Origin of the sequence: Pedobacter nutrimenti, assembly GCF_003208655.1 — a bacterium.
GTDB lineage: Bacteria > Bacteroidota > Bacteroidia > Sphingobacteriales > Sphingobacteriaceae > Pedobacter > Pedobacter nutrimenti.
In genome coordinates this window covers 498,242-516,051 of the sequence record NZ_QKLU01000002.1, presented here as the reverse complement: position 1 = coordinate 516,051, position 17,810 = coordinate 498,242, and the positions used below count along the sequence as shown (strand labels likewise).

Genomic DNA, 17,810 nt, shown 5'->3' with positions numbered 1-17,810 from the left:
AAGTCCCCTTCCGGAGACTTTCTGATTATTTACTTAAGTACATCGACTTGTCTTTATAGAGCTTTCTGAAATATGGATCTTCCAGGTTTTTAATAAAACGGATAGACTCTCCGGTAGACTTCATTTCCGGCCCCAGTTCTTTTGGCACCTCCGGAAATTTGTCATAAGAGAACACTGGTTCTTTGATTGCATATCCATCCAGCTTGCGTTCTATTTTAAAATCTTTAAGTTTATTCACGCCCAGCATAATTTTAGCTGCAATATTGATATAAGGCACATCATAAGCCTTTGCAATGAAAGGTACGGTACGGGAAGCCCTTGGGTTGGCCTCAATCACATATACTTTATCGTCTTTTACCGCAAACTGTATGTTCAGCAGTCCAACCACATTTAAAGCTTTTGCAATCTTTTTGGAATAAGCTTCCATATCCGCGATTACTTTATCGGAAAGACTGAAAGGCGGCAACACCGCACTTGAATCTCCTGAATGGATTCCTGCTGGCTCAATATGCTCCATCAGGCCAATAATATGTACATCCTCACCGTCACAAATGGAATCTGACTCTGTTTCTTCTGCCCTGTCCAGGAAGTGATCAATCAATACCCTGTTTCCAGGCAAATCACCTAAAAGTTTTACGACTGCTTTTTCCAGGTCTTCATCATTGATGACAATGCTCATGCCCTGACCACCCAATACATAGCTTGGGCGCACCAGAACAGGATAACCTACCTCATTGGCAACCACAATAGCTTCTTCCGCGTTTTCGGCAACCCCATATTTAGGATAAGGAATGTCCAGTTCTTTTAAAAGGTCAGAGAAACGTCCCCTGTCTTCGGCAACATCCATATCGTTATAGGCTGTTCCAATAATACGGATGCCATTTTCATGCAGTTTCTCGGCCATTTTAAGTGCCGTCTGACCACCCAATTGTACAATTACACCAACTGGTTTTTCCAGTTCAATGATTTCCCGTACATGCTCCCAGTAAACCGGCTCGAAATATAACTTGTTGGCCATGTTAAAATCTGTTGAAACCGTTTCAGGATTACAGTTAATCATGATGGCCTCAAAACCTGTTTCTTTTGCCGCCAGTAAGCCATGAACACAGGAATAATCAAATTCAATTCCCTGTCCTATACGGTTTGGTCCGGAGCCCAGTACAATAATTTTCTTCTTGTCAGAGACAACGGACTCGTTTTCTTCTTCAAAAGTTGAATAATAATAAGGCGTCTGGGCGGCAAATTCAGCGGCACAGGTATCTACCATTTTGTATACCCTTCTGATGCCCAAAGAAGTTCTGCGCTCATACACCTCATCTTCTGTAACATTCCCCAACAAATAAGCAATCTGCACATCAGAGAACCCTTTTTGCTTCAGGGTAAAGAAGAAGTCTTTTGGTATATTGTTTAATGAATATCTTTTTAATTCTGTCTCCAGTTGTACCAGTTCCTGTATCTGGGTAAGGAACCATTTATCTATGCGCGTTACTTTACGGATAGACTCCAGTGGAACCCCCATGCTCATCGCATCTTTAATCAGGAATAACCTGTTCCAGCTTGCATGTTCCAAACCATACATAATCTCCTCAATACTGCGGTTGTGTTTACCATCAGCACCCAATCCGGCTCTTCCGATTTCCAAACTCTGACAGGCTTTCTGTAAAGCTTCTATAAAACTCCTTCCGATACCCATAACCTCACCAACAGATTTCATCTGCAGGCCCAGTTCCATATTCGCACCTTTAAATTTGTCAAAGTTCCAACGCGGGATCTTTACAATCACATAATCCAGGGTCGGCTCAAAATAAGCAGAAGTGGTTTTGGTAATCTGGTTTTCTATTTCATCCAGGTTATAGCCTATGGCCAGTTTAGAAGCAATTTTGGCAATCGGATAACCTGTGGCCTTGCTGGCCAGGGCAGAGGAGCGGGAAACTCTTGGGTTGATTTCGATTGCAATGATCTCGTCATTATCCGGATTGACAGAGAACTGAACATTACAGCCTCCGGCAAAATTTCCAATTGCACGCATCATACGGATGGCCTGGTTGCGCATGTCCTGATAGCAACGATCGGATAAGGTCATGGCTGGTGCAACTGTAATCGAATCACCGGTATGGATACCCATCGGGTCAAAATTCTCGATGGAGCAAATGATAATGACATTATCATTGCTGTCCCTGAGCAACTCGAGTTCATATTCTTTCCAGCCTAAAACCGCCTGCTCTACCAATACTTCATGCGTTGGTGAAGCTTCCAGACCGCGTTTTAAAGCATGGTCAAATTCTTCTTTTTTATGGACAAAGCCCCCGCCTGAACCGCCTAAGGTATAGGACGGACGAATAACCAGGGGATAGCCGATTTCCTGAGCAGCTTCTTTTCCTTCCAGAAAAGAGTTGGCAATTTTGGATTTGGCTACGCCAATTCCTATGTCAACCATGAGCTGCCTGAAGGCTTCCCTGTTTTCTGTCTTTTCTATCGCGGCAACGTCAACCCCGATTACCTTAACGCCATGTTTCTCCCATACGCCCCGTTCTTCCGCCTCTTTGCAAAGGTTTAGCGCCGTTTGTCCACCCATAGTAGGCAGTACGGCATCTATTTTTTGTTCTATTAAAATTTCTTCAATAGAATCAACGGTCAGCGGACGCAGGTAAACATGGTCTGCAATAACCTTATCGGTCATAATTGTTGCAGGATTGGAATTGATGATGGAAACTTCAATTCCTTCTTCCTTTAATGATAAGGCCGCTTGGGATCCTGAATAATCAAATTCACAGGCCTGGCCAATAATAATTGGTCCGGATCCGATAATCAATACTGAGCGAATGGAGGTGTCTTTTGGCATATTGGCTTTAAAATTTAGCGCTCGAGATTTTCTATGCTGAAAGAAAGATCCCGACTGTTCTGTCGGGATGCAAAGTTACGCTTTTAACGCATATAAATGACAGCTTTTTTAAAAAACTAAGATTATAGCTTCCAGACCAAAATATCTGCGCCAAAGCGGCAATAGACTTAGTTCTGCAACAGCTTAATCTGTCCGATGTCTGTAGTAGCACTGTCGATGACAGGTACTTCTTGCAATGTATATTCTTTATAAGGCAAATTTGTTTTAATCCAGACCTTATAGGTCCCTGCTTTAAGATTATTGAACTGAAAATTTCCGTTCCCCGCTGCAAGCCTTAAGGTATCCTTTCCAGAAATAACCTGTATCTCCTGTACACCTTCTACCGGTGTAATCCGTCCTCTGATTCCCCCTTTTTTGATCTGGGTAAAAGCAAACAGGGTTAATGAGATCACCGTAAGTCCGGCTATGGTTGTTTTTAAAGTTTTCATCTGTTTATTCTTTTGCCGGATTCATCCGGTTTAGTTTTCCTAAAGATCAGCATTACATATCGCATACCAAATTTTAAAACGAGATTTTATCCGCTACCCGGCTCATAAAAGGAATCCGGATGCAGTTTGAATTCTTTTCTCCGAAGAAGATGTCTGGATTTTGAGACAGATCAGCAGGCCTCCAAAACGGATTCAATTGAAAGCCATGGCGCATTTATAAGCCTCTGTAGTCACGGGAACGTCACGAAACAGCAAATCCATCAATAATGGTGCAGGACTTGTACTACAAGTTTACATATCCCGTTTCTTAAATAGTTATTTGAAACCCAAGATTAAAAGCATCCTCTGCAATTTTTGTATGAGGGTATTCTTCATAAATAGTTTGTTTGGTTTATTATCCGGCATGAGAGTCCTTCTCTGCCGGATTTTTTTTACAGAAAAGCGTCAGTTTTAAAATTTGACGCCTGAAAATAAATCCGGTTGGTTACATTTGACCATGCTTTTACTGGATATTCCATTTTATCAGTCTATTCTGACGCAGTTCCAACACACCAGCTGGCTGGAATGGACAGGCACCATCAGCGGTTTTATTTGTATTTATCTTGCCGCAAAAGAAAACATATGGAGTTGGCCGGTATCGATCATCAGCGTCCTTGCCTACAGTATTGTTTTTTATGAAAGCAAATTGTACGGAGATACTGTACTTCAGTTTTATTTTCTGGCCACGGCCATTTATGGCTGGTATTTCTGGTTAAAAAAGAAAAGTACAAACGATAAACCTGTGGAAAGCATCGCAGCAGCACAATGGCTCTATATTGTAGCCGGGGTACTTGTCCTGACCATTTTACTGGGTTTGTTTCTCAAGACCTATACAGATACAGATGTTCCCTATATAGACGGCTTCTGTACCGCAATGAGTTTTGCTGCTCAACTGATGTTGAGTCGGAAAATTTTGCAAAACTGGATATTATGGATCATTGTGGACCTTTGCTATGTTCCTTTGTATATTCACAAGCATTTATCCTTAACCGCCGTATTGTATTTTGTATTAATTATCCTGGCCTTTATAGGCTATCTGGACTGGAGGAAAACTTATCGTGAACAAAGCCATTAAAAAGATCGCTGTCGTTGGCCCGGAGAGCACAGGAAAATCGACCATTACCCAACAGCTTGCCCGTCATTACCAGACCGCCTGGGTACCAGAATATGCCCGCTATTATTGCGCGGCACTTACTGCAGACTGCACCTTGCAAGACGAGATCAATATGTTTCATGGACAAATTGCACTGGAAGAATCTGTATTGGCCAATGCAGAAAAAGGGTTTATCTTTTGCGACACCACTTTTCTGACGGTTAAGATCTGGAGCGACCAAATGCTGGGCCAGACCCCACAGATGGTTTTGGATGCCTTGCCCAAACGTCCCTATGACCTATATCTTTTAATGGACATTGACCTGCCCTGGCAGGAAGACCCGCTCCGTGACTTCCCTCATTTACGGGAACACTTTATGGGGATCTGGCACCATGAACTTCGGGCCCTAGGCGCAAACTATGTGGTGGTTAACGGACTGGAAAACCGTTTTAAAAATGCAGTAAAAGCCGTTGAAGATTTTCTTATCAAAGAAATTTAATACCTTTGTCTTATCAAAAGGGGTGCCTTGTTTTGTAAAAAACACAAAAACGGGCTGAGATCATACCCATTACATCTCTGAACAAACAGATGTATGCACCTGATCCGGATAATGCCGGCGTAGGGATTGGAGTTATGGAGTTTAACTAGAAGTCAGTACCCCTGCTAACAGAAGGTTTAACTAAGAAAACAGTAAAAATTGAAAAAATTATTAATGGCGGCATTTGCAGTGCTGCTCTTTCCTTTATGTTCAAAAGCACAATTTAACCTTTCAGGAAACATTACGGAAAATCAAAAGCCTTTACCCGGTGCCAGCATCAGGTTGAAAGGCCTTAATATGGGCACAACCGCGAACCAACAGGGTGCTTATGAACTAAAAAACATCAAAGCGGGCAAATACACACTGGTGATTAGTTTTATCGGTTATCAAAGTACCGAGAAGACTTTTCAGCTGTCCGCCGACCAGCGGCTGGACTTCAACCTGCAGCAATCTTCCTTTCTCGCAGATGAAGTGATTGTCAGATCGACCCGGGCAGGTGAAAAATCGGCCACTACCTATAAAAATCTGGATAAGGAAGCGATACAGGAGGCAAATTTCGGACAGGACCTTCCCTTTATCCTGAACAATACACCTGGTGTGGTGGTGACCTCCGACGCCGGAGCAGGCGTAGGGTATACCGGTATCCGGATTCGCGGCAGTGACGCCACCAGGGTGAACGTGACCCTGAACGGTATCCCTTATAATGACAGTGAAAGTCAGGGTACTTTCTGGGTGAACATGCCCGACTTTGCCTCTTCAGTAGATAACATTCAAATTCAACGCGGAGTGGGTACTTCTACAAACGGTGCCGGTGCTTTCGGCGGAAGCTTAAATGTACAAACCTCTGCCCCCGCAAAGCTGGCCTACGCAGAACTCAATAATAGTTTTGGGTCTTTTAATACTTTAAAAAATACCGTTAAGGTTGGAACTGGGCTTATTGACAACAAATGGAGCTTTGACGGCCGCTTGTCAAGAATTAAGTCCGATGGTTTTATTGACCGTGCTGCCTCCAACCTGAAATCATTTTTTCTGTCCGGAGCTTATCAGGGCAAAAAAGATTTGCTTCGTCTGAATGTTTTCGGGGGTTCTGAAAAAACCTATCAGGCCTGGAATGGTGTTCCTGAATCGAGGTTAAATGGCGATGTGGAAGGCATGAAGGCTTATATCGCCCGAAATTACCTGAGTGATGCCGATGCAGCCAATCTGCTGAATTCATCCAGCAGGACCTATAATTCCTTTACCTATAAGGACCAGACCGACAATTACTGGCAAAACCATTATCAGCTCTTGTATGCAAGACAGTTTAACGACAAATTCTCCTTTAATGGCGCCTTGCACTACACGGAAGGAAAGGGCTATTATGAAGAATTTAAGACCGGACAAAAGTTTGCAAACTATGGTCTGGACAGTGTGAATGTCAACGGTGCCTGGCTTAAAAAAACAGACCTGATCCGCAGAAGATGGCTGGACAACAAATTTTATGGTCTTACGTATAACTTTACTTACCAGCCCCAGTCCAATTTGAACTTTACCCTTGGGGGCGCTTACAATAAATATGATGGCAAACACTTTGGAGAGATCATCTGGGCCCAATACGCTTCCAACGGGAAATACGGGGATCATTATTACGACAATACAGGAAAAAAATCGGATTTTAATGTTTTCGGAAAAGTGCTCTACAGTCCACTTGAAAATTTAAGCCTGTTTGCGGATCTTCAATACCGCCGGCTGGACTATAGCATCCTGGGGACAGAGAAAAACCTAAATTTCCTGAACATTACAGATCAGCTCAATTTCTTTAATCCCAAAATCGGACTGACTTATTTTATCAGTACTGAAAGTAATGTCTATGCTTCCTTTAGCGTGGCCAACAAAGAACCCAACCGCGATGACTATGTCAATGCCGTTAACGGAACTTTTCCTAAATCTGAACGCCTGAATGACTTTGAAGCAGGTTATCGCATAAAGACGGGCAAACTGACTGCCGGACTAAATGCTTATGGCATGTTCTACAAAGACCAGCTGGTCCTTACCGGAGCATTGAATGACGTTGGTGAATCCATCCGTCAGAATGTTCCTAAAAGCTATCGTTTAGGGATAGAACTGGATGCTTCTTATTTGATCAGCAGACAATTTGCCCTTAATGCAAATGCTGCACTGAGCCGCAATAAAATCAAAAATTATCTGGATTATGTATATGAATACAATGACAACGGAGACATCACCAGAACTGTCACTACAAATTATGCTGCTCCGGATATTTCCTTTTCACCTGCAGCCGTTCTGTTCGCAGAGCTGGTGTACAAACCCATCAGTGGTTTTGCCATTGGTTTTCAAAACAAATATGTAAGCAAACAGTATATGGACAATACACAAAATGAGTCCAGAAAACTTAAAGGTTATTTTGTCAGTAACCTTCGGACGGCTTATGATTTTACGGCACTGGGTATTAAAAACATTAACCTGGGCCTATTGGTCAATAATATTTTCAACAGAAAATATGAAAGCAATGGTTATACCTACAGCTCTATGTACCAGGGTACAACCACCACAGAAAATTTTTATTTTCCACAAGCAGGAACAAATTTTCTGCTTTCTTTAAGTCTTAAATTTTAGATCTTAGTCCGGTGAAAAAATTTATAGAAAAATTACAGTTTATAACCCATGATATTCCTGGGCTCAGCCACATCCAACAAGTTGAGGTGGCTTGCAGCGCCGGGGCAAAATGGATACAATACAGGTGCCTGAGCAAAAATGAGGACGAATTATTAAAAGACATTCACCGCATTGCAGAAATTTGTGATGATTGGGGCGCAACGTTGATCGTTACTGATCACATCAACCTGAAAGACAAAGCTGATATACAAGGTTTCCATATCGAAGATATGCAGGCCGATTTTATCGCCCTGCGCAGGCAGCTTGGAGAAGCGTTTACCCTTGGTGGTTCTTCCAATACCATTGAAGGTTTAATCCGCTTGTATAAAGAAGGCGTTGATTACGCCGGATTTGGCCCTTTTAGTACTACAACTACAAAACCTAATAACGCCGCTCTGCTTGGACTGGAAGGTTACCATAAGGCTGTAGAAGTGCTAAAAAGTCTTGACCTGGAATTACCGGTGCTTGCCGTGGGAGGGATACAACTGGATGATGTGGAGGACCTGATGCAAACCGGGATATTTGGCGTCGCTGTTTCAGCAGCCATTAACCAGGCTCCCGACCTCAGGGAGGCCTACGAAGCTTTCTACCAAAAGGTGGTCCGCTAAATGCTTTTTAAAATGTAAGAAACTGTTTGATTTCATTTTCAAACCGTTTCTTACATTTAAATGATTGTTCTTTAATTTTTCGGGAACTACATTTGTTTACAAAATTTCCATATTGAAAGACTCCCAGATTGCAGATAAACAGGACCCCTATGCCGCCTTGCGGTTCAGGGAATTCAGGTCCTATATGGGCATGCGCTTCTTTTTCACCTTTGCCTATCAGATGCAGGCCGTCATTATCGGTTTTCATATTTATCATTTAACAAAAGATCCGCTGGCACTTGGCCTGATTGGCTTATGTGAAGCCATCCCCTCTATTGGAATTGCGCTATATGGTGGTTATGTTGCAGATAAATCTGAGAAAAGGGGATTGCTGTTAAAGATTTTCATCAGTGTTTTTATTTGTTCCCTGGTCATGACCCTGGTTACCTTACCACAGATGCACAGCTACGTTCCGGTCAGCTATATTGTCCCGGTCATGTATTTAATGGTTTTTGGAATTGGAATTGCACGTGGTTTTTACAGCCCGGCGGCCTTCTCTGTGATGGGACAAATTGTTCCTAAAAAACTCTATCCGAATTCCAGTACCTGGAACAGTTCTACTTACATGACAGCTTCTATTCTGGGACCTGCAACAGGGGGAATGATTTATGCTTTTTTTGGGGTGACCGTTACCTACTCTGTCATTCTCTTTTTTCTATTCATTGCCTTGAGCTGTATTTTCTTTATGAAAAAACACCCTCCGGTTTTTCAGATGAAAGAAAACATTATGAAAAGCCTGGAAGAAGGTGTTCATTTTGTTTTTAAAAACAAAATGATGCTTGGGGCCATGAGCCTCGACCTTTTTTCTGTATTCTTTGGTGGAGCAGTTGCCCTGTTGCCTGTTTTCGCCAATGATATTCTTAAAGTAGGTTCTGAAGGTTTGGGTTTTATGCGGGCTGCTGCTTCTGCCGGCGCAGTATTGACCATGTTTGTCATGACCCGGATTTCCCCGATGAACAAACCTTGGAGAAACCTACTCATTGCTGTGGTTGGCTTTGGCACCAGCATCATCTGCTATGGCCTCTCCAGAAACTTTTACCTGACGCTGGTATTTCTGTTTGCTGAAGGAGCTTTTGACAGCGTCAGCGTGCTGATCCGTTCTACCATTATGCAACTGTTGACCCCCGATGAAATGCGCGGAAGGGTCTCCGCAGTAAACAGCATGTTTATCGGTTCTTCCAATGAGATCGGAGCTTTTGAGTCGGGGCTAACAGCCAAATTGATGAGGACTGTCCCTGCTGTAGTTTTTGGTGGCTGCATGACCATACTGGTTGCAGGAATCACTTACACCAAAACCAAAAGCCTGCTGGGCCTGACCTTACAGGACATTAGTGATAGAAAAGTCTGACAACCGGGTAAAAAACCGTTGCTAAACATGTTCTGCACGTTCACCGACCTGTTGTCTCCACATGGCAAAATACAAACCTTTTTCTTCCAAAAGGTCTTCATGCCGGCCCTGTTCAATAATGTGGCCCCTTTCTAAAACAAAAATCCGGTCTGCGTGACGAATGGTAGAAAGTCTGTGGGCGATCAAAATGGTCATATGACTGGTTTGCTCTGAAATTTCTCTGATCGTTCCAGTGATTTCTTCCTCAGTGAGGGAATCCAGAGAAGAGGTCGCTTCATCAAAAACCAGGATATCCGGTTTCCTCAATAAGGCGCGCGCAATAGATAATCTTTGTTTTTCACCACCAGATACCTTTACCCCACCTTCGCCAATGACCGTATCCAGACCTTTATCTGCCCTTGCCAAAAGATTATGACAAGCCGCTTGCTGCAATACCCGCATGCATTCTTCATCGGTCGCCGCAGGACGAACAAACTGCAGGTTCTCCCTGATCGTTCCCGAGAACAACTGGGTATCCTGGGTGACAAAGCCAATCCTTTCACGGAGCTGGTCGAGATCAATTTCCCTGGCTGAAACTTCATTATAGTAAACCTCGCCCTCCATCGGTTGATACAAACCGACCAGTAGTTTTACCAGCGTTGTTTTTCCAGAACCCGAAGGCCCCACAAAAGCAATGGTCTCTCCGTTCCTTGTACTGAAACTAATGTTGTTCAGCGCATTTGTCCGGCCGGTTAAATGGCGAAAGTTGACATCCGAAAAAGAGAGTTTAGTGATTTTATCCAGTTTCACCGGATTTACGGGTTTCACGTCTACGGGTGTGGTTAAAATTCTTTTAAAATTCCCCAGGGAAACTTCAGCTTCCCTCCAGGACAAGATCACATTTCCAAGTTCCTGTAAAGGCCCAAACAGGAAAAACGAGTAAAACAAAAAGGAAAAATACTGCCCGGCAGAAATGGTATTTTCAAAGATCAGAATGAGCAAAACCACCACCATTGTGCTCCGGACAAAATTAACCGTTGTCCCCTGCACAAAACTCATGCTCCGGACAAATTTAACCTTTTTCAATTCCAGGCCCAGGATTTTGTAAGTCGTCCTGTTTAATCTTTCAATCTCCTGATTGGCAAGACCAAGGCTTTTCACGAGTTCTATATTCCGGAGGGATTCTGTGGTAGAACCTGCAAGGGCTGTTGTTTCAGCCACAATAGTCCTTTGAATCGTTTTGATTTTCCGGCTCAAAAACCAGCTGACAAAACTGATTACTGGTATGGCGGAGAAGTAAATCAAGGTTACCTTATAACTTACCGTTACAGAGTAGACAATCACAAAAACCATCCCGATGAGGCTTACAAACAGGATACTGATAAAAGAGGTAATGAATTTCTCACTGTCCAACCTCACTTTTTGCAGGATGCCGAGTGTTTCACCACTTCTCTGGTCTTCAAATACCTGGTAGGGGAGTTCCAAAGAATGTTTCAACCCATCTGCATACATCTGCGCACCCACTTTCTGAACAATAATACTGGTAAAATAATCCTGGAAATTTTTGGCAATCCTGGACACCATAGCAGCCCCAACACCAAGTCCCACCAGGCCAAGCACCCCCCAAACAAATTCATTTCTGGAAAGAACATCCTTTTTTTCAATAAAACGATCTACGATCCTGCCTGTGATATAAGGGTCCAACAGGGAAAAACCTATATTAATAGACGCCAGAAAAAGGGCCAGAACGACCACCCAGCGATGTTTTTTCAGGTACTGAAGCAATAATTTCATTTTGTTTTGTCGAATGGTTAGTTCCCCGAAATCCGGCGATATAAAAGATTCGGGCTTCAAAAATAAACAAAGGGAATATAGCTTGCGCCATATTCCCTTTTAATTACAACCATATTATAATCGGTACGGTTATACCGTCATGATGTCTTTCTCTTTTACCTCTGCGTGTTTATCTACTTTAATGATGTACGCATCTGTAATTTTCTGAACTTCACCTTCACCGGTTTTAATTTCATCATCGGAAACCGCTTCGCCTTTAAGCCTTTTGATTTTCTCATTGGCGTCTTTACGAATATTCCTTACGGCTATTTTTCCCCGCTCTGCTTCTTCTTTTACTTTTTTTACCAGTTCCTTCCTACGCTCTTCGGTCAGGGGAGGAACAACCAGGCGGATCACGATCCCGTCATTCTGAGGATTAATTCCAATATTGGCCTCTAAGATCGCACGTTCTATAGGTGTCAATAAAGTTTTTTCCCAGGGCTGAATAATTAAAGTACGCGCGTCAGGTGTATTGATGCTTGCTACCTGACTAAGCGGCGTTGGATTACCATAGTAATCGACCATAATACCATCCAGCATACCCGGAGAAGCCTTTCCCGCGCGAATTTTGGTCAGCTCAGATTCGCAATGGGCAATCGCTTTGTCCATTGTTGCCTGAGCATCTTGTAATTGTTTCTTTATGAGGTCATTCATAATTTGTATTGTTTGTGCAAAAATATAAAAATATTTAAAATCAGCCTTTTACGAGTGTTCCGATCTCTTCGCCCCTGGCAATTTTCATAAAGTTACCTGGTTTATTCATATCAAACACAATAATTGGAAGTTCATTTTCTTCGCAAAGGGTAAAGGCAGTCATGTCCATTACATTTAATCCTTTTGCATAAACTTCTTTAAAGGAAATTTCAGAAAATTTTGTTGCTGAAGCATCTTTTTCCGGGTCTGCAGTATAAATACCATCTACCCTTGTGCCTTTGAGCACCACATCTGCCTTGATTTCAATGGCTCTTAAGGCAGCTGCAGAATCTGTAGTAAAATACGGATTACCGGTTCCTGCACCGAAAATAACCACGCGGCCTTTTTCTAAATGCCTTACCGCTCTTCTGCGTATAAAAGGTTCACAGATTTGTTCCATTTTAATGGCCGTAAGCAACCTGGTTTTTAAGCCTACTTTTTCTAAAGCATCCTGAAGTGCCATACTATTGATTACCGTTGCCAGCATACCCATGTAATCTGCCTGAGCCCGGTCCATTCCTGACTTTTCAGCACTCAAACCTCTGAATATATTACCACCGCCGATGACAATGGCAACTTCCAGTCCTTGGGCATGAACCGCTTTTATGTCTTCTGCGTATTGCCTAACACGGTCATTATCAATTCCGTACTGTTTATCGCCCATCAACGATTCACCACTTAATTTTAATAGGATCCTTTTATACTTCATGAGGCCAAAAATAGCTATTTGTTTTAATTTCTGTGGATCAAATGTTCAACTCCGCCAATAAACACTTTTTGCAAAGCCAGTTCATCATCCAGAAAAATTAAATCTGCCTTTTTACCAACGGCCAAACTCCCTGAAGAATGATCTGTTTTAATCACTCTTGCCGGATGAAGGGATGCCATATCCAGTGCCTTAGACAAAGGAATTTCGCAATATTCCACACAATTTTTTACGGCTTCCAGCATCGTAATACTGGAACCGGACAAAGTGCCATCTGGGGTTGTAAATTTATTTCCCCTGAGCTGATGCTGATAAGGTCCGATGCCGCATTCGGTTACCGCGTCGGTGATCAGAAAGAGCCGGTCTTTCATCAGCTTATAACTCATTTTTATGACTTCAAAGTCGACATGATTCCCATCAGCTATAATGCTGGCCATTGCTGCCGGGTGGCTAAATACAGCGACAGGTAAGCCGGGTGAGCGGTGGTGAATGGGCGGCATTGCATTAAAAAGATGTGTGGTGGTCCTGAAACCTTTATCATAAGCGGCGGTAGCCTGTTCAAAATTTGCATCGCTATGCCCCAAAGACAAAATGATACCCTGCTCCAGTAGATAATCAATAACAGCCACATCCTGAAGTTCCGCTGCAACGGTCATGACCCGGATGCTGCCTTCTGCATATTCTACCAGTTTTTTAACTTCCTCTAAGCTTGCTTTGTGCACATATTCCGGCACATGGGCGCCCAATCGCTTGGGGTTCAGATAAGGACCTTCCAGATGCAGGCCCAAAAAGCCCTGAGCTTCGTTACGATAAGCTTTCGCAGCATCGATGCACTCATACACTACTTGCATCGTATTTGTGGCCACACAAGCCATAAATCCTGTGGTTCCCTTACTGATCAGGTCTGCATCCATCTGTTGTAACGTTTCTTTGGAAGGGTAAGCCGAAAAAAGGTTGCCCCCACTGCCATAAATCTGCAGCTCTATAAAACCAGCGTGTACATAACTTCCTTTGGCATCTATAACAGTTCCTTTTTCAGGAATTTCAGTTCCTATTTCTGTAATAAATCCATTTTCTATTGAAATATGCTGTTGCTGAAGAAGTTCAGCTCCTTTAAAAAGTTTACAGTTTTTTATGGTGATCATGCGCAGATAAATTAACCTTTGTGATTTGTGTCCGGTTTAAATTTACGTACAAAACCTGCACCAGCTTTAAGCTTTATTCTAAAAAGATTTTTTTTCTTCTTTCTTAGGATAAATTCTAACAGATTCTCATATGTTTAGAAAAAAATTCAATTTATGCGCTCCAGATACTTCATCGCTGCATGGTTATTACTACCTTTTTTTTCCTTTTCACAACAAGCTGTTCCCGGAAATATTCATTTAAAAAAACTGGCAAATGGTCTTGAGCTCATTGTGGTTACCGATCATACCGTCCCTTTGGTTACCCTCGAATTTGCCTGTAGAAATGGCTCTTTTACAGAAACAAATGAGTTTAACGGGCTCAGTCATCTCTATGAGCACCTGTTCTTTTCAGCAAACAAGGATTATCCCGATTATGAAAGCTTTACCAGAAAAAGCAATGAACTTGAAATCTCTTCGAATGCGACAACCAGGGAAGAGGTTGTCAATTACTTTTTTACCCTTCCAACAGAAAATTTAAAGCCTGGACTAAAGTTTATGAACTCGGCCATTCGTTATCCAAGGTTCACAAAAGTGGAAATGCAAAAAGAAAATGAAGTGGTTAATGCTGAATTCACCCGACACGAATCAGACCCTATTTATCCGCTCATTGAGGCCAACTCCAGGCACATGTGGGGGGCCAATTATTCCAGGAAAAATGTCATCGGCAACCACGAGGTCATTCTATCTGCTACACCCGAGAAAATGGACTCTATAAAAAACAAGTATTACCGGCCCGACAATTCTGTGCTGATCATTGCCGGGGATGTCCAGGCAGAAGAAGCCCTGAATTATGCTGAAAGTATATTTGGCAACTGGAAGGCCCCCGATTATGATCCTTTCAAAAAATGGCCCATCCCGGAATTCAAGCCTCTGGAAAAACAAGACTATTATATTGTAGAATCAGAAAAGACCCCCATACCTTATTTGCTCATCAGCTGGCATGGTCCGGATACCCGTAAAGATTTACCCGCAACCTACGCCGCAGACGTCTTTTCCTTTATTTTGAATCAAAATGGCTCAAAACTGAAAAAAGCCTTAATAGATTCAGGCCTTGCACTCGAGGCAGATGTCAACTACTATACACAGAAATATACCGGCCCCATTAGCCTGATGGTCAATCCAAACCCAACCAAGGTTCGGGAATGCTACCAAGAGGTTTTAAAACAAATTTCTCTTTGGGACCAGGATACCTACCTGTCGGACCTGCAAATAGAACGAGCCAAACGACTGCTTTCCATAGAACAGGTTAAACGAAGTGAAGTGACTTCGGATTATGCACATTTACTTTCTTTCTGGTGGGCTTCTGCATCTATAGATTATTATACCAAATATGAAGAAAATCTAAATAAGGTGACCAGAAAGGACCTGGTTGATTATGTAAAAAAATACATCAAAGACAAACCATACTGTGCCGGTTTACTGCTTAATAAATCGATGATCAGTGATATAAAGCCACAGGAATTCTTTAAACCAGCAAACTAAACCACACATGAAGCGTTTTATATTAATTCCAATTTTCTTGTTCTTTTTATTGCCCCTAAGGGCACAGGATAAAGCCATTACTTTTACGGTTAACGGCCTGAAAGTTATCTTAAGGCCAACTGAAAAAGAAACCGTAAGCATGCGAATGTTTTACAGGGGAGGAGTGATGAATTATCCGCCCGGGCAAGCCGGCATAGAAAACCTCACACTCAATTCTGCCGCTACAGGGGGGACAAAAAAGTACAGTGCTAGCGATTACAAAGAACTCAATGATGAATTCGGCATTGAAATCAAAGGTTCCTCCACAACAGATTATGGAACCATAGGTATGGATTGTATTTTAAAATATCTGGATAAGGCCTGGGACTTTTTTGCCCAGGCGATTGCAAACCCTACCTTTGAGCAGTCTGAATTTCAAGCCGCTAAAGAAAGAACAATTGCACGTATTTATCATCAGAATGCAGATCCGGAAAGCAGAGTAGACAAATTGTCTATGAATGCCCTTTTTCAGGACGACCCCTACAGCACAGATCCAGTAGGAACGGAGCAGACGGTAGCAAATTTCAGCGTACAGCAGGTTAAAGACTATTATTACCAGAAGCTTTTAAATAAAAACAGAATGTTTCTGGTGGTTGCCGGAAAAATCACAAAAGAGGCACTGGAAAAAAAAATACTCAGCGTGCTGGGTACACTTCCGGCAGCCCCTTATACAGCTCCAGTGTATGAACAAAAATTACTGGAAGGTGAAAAATTATTCACTGAACAAAGGGATTTAGCGACCAATTACATGAGTTGTGTGTTAAACGCCCCGGCCATGAACAATCCTGACTTTTTACCTTTTATGCTGGGCATTGATGCTTTGAGCAGTAACCTCTTTTATGAATTGAGAACAAAACAAAGCCTTTCCTATTCCCCTGGCGCAAACATCAGGTTACAGCAAATACCTTATATGTCCATGTACGTCAGTACAACCCAACCTAAAAAAGCCTACCAGGCCATGATCAAAGTATATAAAAGCATCCGGTCGGGCAACTACAGCCAGGCCTTTCTTGATGGACTAAAAAAAGACCATAAAAGAAAGTATTATCGGCACCAGGAAAGCTCTGAGGCCATCGTAGCAGATCTTGGCCTGGCAGAAATATTCGGGGATTACAAAATAGAGGAGAATAAGATTGCCTCCATCAACAAGGTCACTCTTGAAGATATGTCAAAAGCCCTTAACGCATACCTCAAAGGGGCCATCTGGATTTATCTCGGTGACGAGCAGCTTGGAAAAGCTACCTTTCAAGAATAGATCATAAAAAAAGAGGGCAGCCTTTCGGTGCCCTCTTTTTTCATGATCTATTTAGATTAAGAACCTAACTGTACACGTTTAAATGAAGTAACAGTCAAATCTTTAGAAGTATCATTTAAGAATTTACGAACATCTTTAGATGAATCCTTAACAAACTCCTGGTTCAATAAAGTACTGTCTTTATAGAATTTATTCAATTTTCCGGCAGCGATTTTTTCAACCATTTCTTCTGGTTTACCTTCAGCACGGATTTGCTCCTTAGCGATTTCAGTTTCACGCTCGATAGTTGTTGCATCAACATCTCCTTTATCCAAAGCAACAGGGTTCATTGCAGCAATTTGCATCGCCACATCTTTTCCTGCTTCTTCCACGCCGGCAACATTTTGGTTTAAGCCAACCAATACACCCAGACGGTAGTTACCGTGGATATAAGGAACAACTTTTTCAGCGGTTACGATTTCGAATTTAGAGATACCGATTTTCTCACCGATTTTACCAGTGTTTTCAACGATGATATCTGAAACTTTCTGACCATCAACTTCAAGAGCCAATAACTCTTCTAAAGAAGAAGGGTTTTTCTCAATAGCCAAATCAGCAAATTTGTTACCTAAAGCAACGAAATCAGCATTTTTAGCAACGAAGTCAGTTTCGCAGTTTAATTCAATAACGATACCACGTTTACCGTCCGCTGTAGCTTTAGCAATGACAACACCTTCGTTAGAATCACGGTCCTGACGGCTGGCAGCTACTTTAGCACCTTTTTTACGTAAGTAATCAACGGCTGCTTCAAAATCGCCGTTTGCTTCTGTTAATGCTTTTTTGCAATCCATCATACCGGCACCGGTTTGTTGGCGTAATTTATTTACATCTGCAGCAGTAATTTGTACTGACATTTTTGTTTCCTTTTTAAGTTTTATGTATAAAAAAATATGGGTTGTATATTGTTTGTTGTAGTAGAACCCGCAACGCACAACATACAACCCAAAATT

At 42.3% G+C, this 17,810-nt stretch carries 14 protein-coding genes; 7 read left to right on the top strand and 7 right to left on the bottom strand.

What is annotated here, in order from left to right:
• Positions 1–25 precede the first annotated feature (25 nt).
• Complete coding sequence (gene carB, locus B0O44_RS07015) at positions 26–2,842, bottom strand: carbamoyl-phosphate synthase large subunit (protein ID WP_110828579.1); 2,817 nt, start codon at positions 2,840–2,842, stop codon at positions 26–28.
• Between the two features lie 167 nt (positions 2,843–3,009).
• Positions 3,010–3,330: a carboxypeptidase regulatory-like domain-containing protein gene (locus B0O44_RS07010; protein ID WP_110828577.1), complete on the bottom strand. Its 321-nt coding sequence runs from the start codon at positions 3,328–3,330 to the stop codon at positions 3,010–3,012.
• Between the two features lie 457 nt (positions 3,331–3,787).
• Between B0O44_RS07010 and pnuC the strand changes: the two genes are divergently transcribed.
• The 5 genes from pnuC to B0O44_RS06985 all read left to right on the top strand — a co-directional run bounded on the left by pnuC (position 3,788) and on the right by B0O44_RS06985 (position 9,650).
• Positions 3,788–4,444 carry a nicotinamide riboside transporter PnuC gene (pnuC, locus tag B0O44_RS07005; protein WP_245943614.1) on the top strand — a complete coding sequence of 219 codons (657 nt, stop codon included), beginning with the start codon at positions 3,788–3,790 and terminating at the stop codon, positions 4,442–4,444.
• Positions 4,428–4,961: an AAA family ATPase gene (locus tag B0O44_RS07000; RefSeq protein ID WP_110828573.1), complete on the top strand. Its 534-nt coding sequence runs from the start codon at positions 4,428–4,430 to the stop codon at positions 4,959–4,961. Before pnuC ends, B0O44_RS07000 begins: the two co-directional genes overlap by 17 nt.
• 198 nt (positions 4,962–5,159) lie before the next feature.
• On the top strand, positions 5,160–7,616 hold the full coding sequence (locus B0O44_RS06995) for a TonB-dependent receptor (RefSeq protein ID WP_317047137.1): 2,457 nt from the start codon (positions 5,160–5,162) through the stop codon (positions 7,614–7,616).
• Between the two features lie 11 nt (positions 7,617–7,627).
• On the top strand, positions 7,628–8,263 hold the full coding sequence (locus B0O44_RS06990; RefSeq protein ID WP_110828569.1) for a thiamine phosphate synthase: 636 nt from the start codon (positions 7,628–7,630) through the stop codon (positions 8,261–8,263).
• 109 nt (positions 8,264–8,372) lie between these two features.
• Complete coding sequence (locus B0O44_RS06985; protein ID WP_110829182.1) at positions 8,373–9,650, top strand: MFS transporter; 1,278 nt, start codon at positions 8,373–8,375, stop codon at positions 9,648–9,650.
• A gap of 21 nt (positions 9,651–9,671) precedes the next feature.
• Here the strand turns inward: B0O44_RS06985 and B0O44_RS06980 are convergent, their stop codons facing one another.
• The 4 genes from B0O44_RS06980 to nagA all read right to left on the bottom strand — a co-directional run bounded on the left by B0O44_RS06980 (position 9,672) and on the right by nagA (position 14,006).
• Positions 9,672–11,423 (bottom strand): ABC transporter ATP-binding protein, encoded by a 1,752-nt coding sequence (locus B0O44_RS06980; protein WP_110828567.1) that lies wholly within the window; start codon positions 11,421–11,423, stop codon positions 9,672–9,674.
• A 129-nt stretch (positions 11,424–11,552) separates the two neighbouring features.
• Complete coding sequence (gene frr, locus B0O44_RS06975) at positions 11,553–12,116, bottom strand: ribosome recycling factor (RefSeq protein WP_110828565.1); 564 nt, start codon at positions 12,114–12,116, stop codon at positions 11,553–11,555.
• A gap of 40 nt (positions 12,117–12,156) precedes the next feature.
• Positions 12,157–12,864: a UMP kinase gene (gene pyrH, locus B0O44_RS06970; RefSeq protein ID WP_110828563.1), complete on the bottom strand. Its 708-nt coding sequence runs from the start codon at positions 12,862–12,864 to the stop codon at positions 12,157–12,159.
• Positions 12,865–12,887: 23 nt separating this feature from the next.
• Complete coding sequence (nagA, locus tag B0O44_RS06965) at positions 12,888–14,006, bottom strand: N-acetylglucosamine-6-phosphate deacetylase (RefSeq protein WP_110828561.1); 1,119 nt, start codon at positions 14,004–14,006, stop codon at positions 12,888–12,890.
• Between the two features lie 153 nt (positions 14,007–14,159).
• Here nagA and B0O44_RS06960 point away from each other — a divergent pair, with 153 nt between their 5' ends.
• Positions 14,160–15,527 (top strand): M16 family metallopeptidase, encoded by a 1,368-nt coding sequence (locus B0O44_RS06960; RefSeq protein WP_110828559.1) that lies wholly within the window; start codon positions 14,160–14,162, stop codon positions 15,525–15,527.
• Between the two features lie 7 nt (positions 15,528–15,534).
• Positions 15,535–16,821 carry a M16 family metallopeptidase gene (locus B0O44_RS06955; RefSeq protein WP_110828556.1) on the top strand — a complete coding sequence of 429 codons (1,287 nt, stop codon included), beginning with the start codon at positions 15,535–15,537 and terminating at the stop codon, positions 16,819–16,821.
• 56 nt (positions 16,822–16,877) lie between these two features.
• Here the strand turns inward: B0O44_RS06955 and tsf are convergent, their stop codons facing one another.
• Positions 16,878–17,714, bottom strand: coding sequence for a translation elongation factor Ts (tsf, locus tag B0O44_RS06950; RefSeq protein ID WP_110828554.1), 837 nt, complete (start codon positions 17,712–17,714; stop codon positions 16,878–16,880).
• Positions 17,715–17,810 lie beyond the last annotated feature (96 nt).